The 3,281-nt window shown below is 34.6% G+C and carries 4 protein-coding genes; 3 read left to right on the forward strand and 1 reads right to left on the reverse strand.

Annotated elements, in window-relative coordinates:
• Positions 1 to 105 precede the first annotated feature (105 nt).
• Positions 106 to 318, reverse strand: coding sequence for a hypothetical protein (locus HMPREF0023_RS16855; RefSeq protein ID WP_017395556.1), 213 nt, complete (start codon positions 316 to 318; stop codon positions 106 to 108).
• Between the two features lie 360 nt (positions 319 to 678).
• Here HMPREF0023_RS16855 and HMPREF0023_RS05640 point away from each other — a divergent pair, with 360 nt between their 5' ends.
• The 3 genes from HMPREF0023_RS05640 to HMPREF0023_RS05650 all read left to right on the forward strand — a co-directional run bounded on the left by HMPREF0023_RS05640 (position 679) and on the right by HMPREF0023_RS05650 (position 2,777).
• Positions 679 to 948 (forward strand): YARHG domain-containing protein, encoded by a 270-nt coding sequence (locus tag HMPREF0023_RS05640; protein WP_008941438.1) that lies wholly within the window; start codon positions 679 to 681, stop codon positions 946 to 948.
• A 71-nt stretch (positions 949 to 1,019) separates the two neighbouring features.
• Positions 1,020 to 1,433, forward strand: a complete 414-nt coding sequence (locus HMPREF0023_RS05645; RefSeq protein WP_017395557.1) for an HIT family protein — start codon at positions 1,020 to 1,022, stop codon at positions 1,431 to 1,433.
• A 255-nt stretch (positions 1,434 to 1,688) separates the two neighbouring features.
• Positions 1,689 to 2,777, forward strand: coding sequence for a porin (locus HMPREF0023_RS05650; protein WP_008941440.1), 1,089 nt, complete (start codon positions 1,689 to 1,691; stop codon positions 2,775 to 2,777).
• Positions 2,778 to 3,281: the final 504 nt, after the last annotated feature.

The following is a 3,281-nucleotide window of genomic DNA, read 5'->3' on the forward strand; positions in this document are numbered from 1 at the left end:
AGACTCATAATCCGTTGGTCTAGGTAACTAAATTTAGTATTTCTCTGACCTTGAACCCTAAAGTTCAAGGACTTTGTTATGTAAAATCTCTAACTAATTTTTTACTCAGAAGCTTATCGTATATTTAGTATTCAGATCTGCATGTTCAGGTAAGTTATGTACATCCTGATCCGTAATAACGCCATGCTCAGGCATTTTAAAGGTATTGTAAGCTTCGTTGTTAGGGACAACTGGAGCTTTATTTATACTTTCATAATTCGAAGATACACAACCAACAAGACTCAACCCCAGTGTAAACGCAATTAAAAATGTCTTCATAATTCCATTGATTACTACAAAAGTCACATAATCTAACAAACTATTCCGCGAGTGTCTTATGACTAAAATTTATGAGTTATAAAATCAAAACGTTAACTAAAAATGCAAAATCGCTTGAATTAAATTTAAAAAACCAGAAAACAGACCAGACAAATCTGTCTAAAAAAACCAAAGAGTCTACCATGTCAAAATTTCTCAAAAGATATTGATATAAAACATTTTTTACTATAATTAAGAATAAATTATGGAGTAAAATTACACTCGAATAATACAGTTTCATTGAAATTTCATTAATAAACCTTATATTAGTACATGCGCTAAGTCCGACTTAGTGCTTACTCATAACGAGAGGAATACCTCATGAAGAAGTTTACAGTTGCAGTTTTTGCTGGATTTGTTGCACTGACAAGTTTCAGCATGCAAGCTTCAGCATCAGAGCAAGAATGTAAAAAGTTACAAGATAACTATAACCTTATCTATGCGTCTAAAGGCTTCTGCTTTAAAGATGCAGATGCTAAAGCAAAGTACGGTAACGAAAACTGTCATACCACTAAGCCTAAGTTTTCTGAAAAAGAACAACAACGCTTAGATGAAATTAAAGCGCGTCAAAAAGAATTGAATTGTAAATAAGCATATTCTCTAGGCTAATGTCGATAAAAATTATCGATTCGCTCCATGAGAATTATTTTAAAGGACTAATCATGGCATACGATGACCAAAATATTTTTGCAAGAATCCTGCGTGGTGAATTACCAGCGATAAAAGTTTATGAAGATGAACAAGTTCTTGCTTTTATGGATATCATGCCTCAAGCCGATGGTCACACCCTAGTGATTCCTAAGACACCAGCAGTTACCTTACTCGACCTACCTGCCGATGCAGCTGCTTATACGATTCAAATCGTCCAAAAAGTTGCTCAAGCGATGGAAAAAGCTCTAGAAGCTAAAGGCATTGTACTTATGCAGCTCTCAGGTGCTGCTGCTGGTCAGACTGTCCCTCATGTACATTTTCATCTGATCCCAAGTTCAATCCATGAACTAGGTCGTCATGCAGCACAAATGGGCGATCAAGAAAAGATTAAGGCCTTAGCTGAAAAGATCAAAGCTGCACTTTAAGCTTTGATTTGACTAAAAACGGAGTGATGACTCCGTTTTTTATTTTCATTTATTTATATAAAAATCAATAACAAATAAAACTTATACCCAATGTAAATCGTCATTAAACTGTCATTTTTCTTTCACTTCTCTGTCACAAAGTTTGCCGATACTGCATACAAGTTAGTGAGCTATGTAACTTTTTGTACACAAGCAAACTTATAACAGTAACTAAGGCAATTGCCATTTACAAAAAAGTGTTTTGGAGAAATCTCAATGAAAAAATTGCTTCTTGCTGCTACTGTAGCAACTTTAGCCATGAATGCAGCACAAGCAGCACCAACATTGTATGGTAAGCTCAGTGTGACTTTGGACCAAATTGACAAAAATGGCTTTAAAGATGAAAGCGTAACAAAAGTAAATTCAAATGCCTCTCGTATCGGTATTAAAGGTGAAGAAAAATTAACAGAAAACCTTTCTGCTGTTTACTTAATCGAATGGCAAATCAATGCCGATGGTGATGGTGAGCAATCATTCACAAACCGTAACCGTTTTATCGGTCTTAAATCAGAAGGCGTGGGTACGTTAAAAGTTGGTCAGTATGACTCTTATCTAAAAACAGCCGCTGGTAATAACCAAGATATCTATAATGATCACAACGAATTGGATATGACTGCTGTTCTAGCTGGTGAAGATCGTTTAAAAAATGTGATTGGTTTTGAAACAGATAAAAAATTATTAGGTGGTTTGGCTTTCAACATCATGTTCCAACAAGGTGAAGAGTCTTCTGCTAAAGAAAATGCGGCTAATGGCTACAAAGGCAGTCGTGATGGTTTTGGAGACGGTGTTTCTGCTTCGATCACTTATGACAATAAAGATTATGGTTTAGCTGCTGCAGTAGCTGGAAACTATGGCATCGCTTCTAAATATGGCGCATATGGATTATCTGGTATTTATACAGATGCTATCCGTGTAACAGGTTCACTTGATTTCACGAAATTAGGTTTTGATGGTTTTGTTTTGGGCGCTTTATGGCAAACTGCTCAACCTACAGATGATACTGTGACGACAACCAGTGGTTCTGATGTAACCTCTTATAAAGGCCTACAAGAAGATGCATATGGTGTAACAGCAGCATACAAAATCCCTTCTACTCCGATTAAGTTAAAAGCACAGTATATTTCTGCTACGACAGAGTCGAATGGTCGTGATGATCGTAAACAAGATCTTTATGGTCTAGGTGCTGATTATCAAATCAATAAACAAGCACGTTTCTATGGCGTAGTTGGTCAGCAAAAACGTGATTGGTTAGTGAAAGATGATAAGAAAACAACTATTGGTTTAGGTATGGAATATAACTTCTAATTTGAAGCTTATTTCCTAATCAGTAAAAAAGGGCTTTATGCCCTTTTTTCATTTTGAGAATAGATAAATCGTTGCCACTACATTCATGAAAACAATTGAAATAAATGAATACCATAAAATTTTAAAAAATGATCCTTTCTGAAAACATAATAAATTAAAAGTATGATCAGCAGTATCGTGGAGAAAAACAGCCAAATTATTCCAAGTAATTGGGAGCTTCCCCAAATATTTTTTCTACTACAAAATAAACATCTTTGTATAAAGATGGTATAAATAAAATCGATAAGAGAGATGAAAAGATAAATAACTTTTGTCGGAACTCTTTAATAAAAAAAGCAACAAGTATCAACATCGGTAAAGTGATGACGAAATAGATAAAAATATTAAAAAGAAGCCCACTCTAGAACCTGCTACAGTCATTCTATCTCCTAAATTTAAACTCTAAAAAAACAAAGCCCATATTCAAATGAGCTTTATCTTATAAATCTATTACGTTTAATATTT

This window comes from Acinetobacter sp. ATCC 27244 (assembly GCF_000156555.1).
GTDB classification, from domain to species: Bacteria; Pseudomonadota; Gammaproteobacteria; order Pseudomonadales; family Moraxellaceae; genus Acinetobacter; species Acinetobacter haemolyticus.

Bases quoted from the DNA above. Each gene is read 5' to 3' on its own strand.
- HMPREF0023_RS16855 (WP_017395556.1), bottom strand. From the start codon at position 318: ATGAAGACATTTTTAATTGCGTTTACACTGGGGTTGAGTCTTGTTGGT.
- HMPREF0023_RS05640 (WP_008941438.1), top strand. From the start codon at position 679: ATGAAGAAGTTTACAGTTGCAGTTTTTGCTGGATTTGTTGCACTGACA.
- HMPREF0023_RS05645 (WP_017395557.1), top strand. From the start codon at position 1,020: ATGGCATACGATGACCAAAATATTTTTGCAAGAATCCTGCGTGGTGAA.
- HMPREF0023_RS05650 (WP_008941440.1), top strand. From the start codon at position 1,689: ATGAAAAAATTGCTTCTTGCTGCTACTGTAGCAACTTTAGCCATGAAT.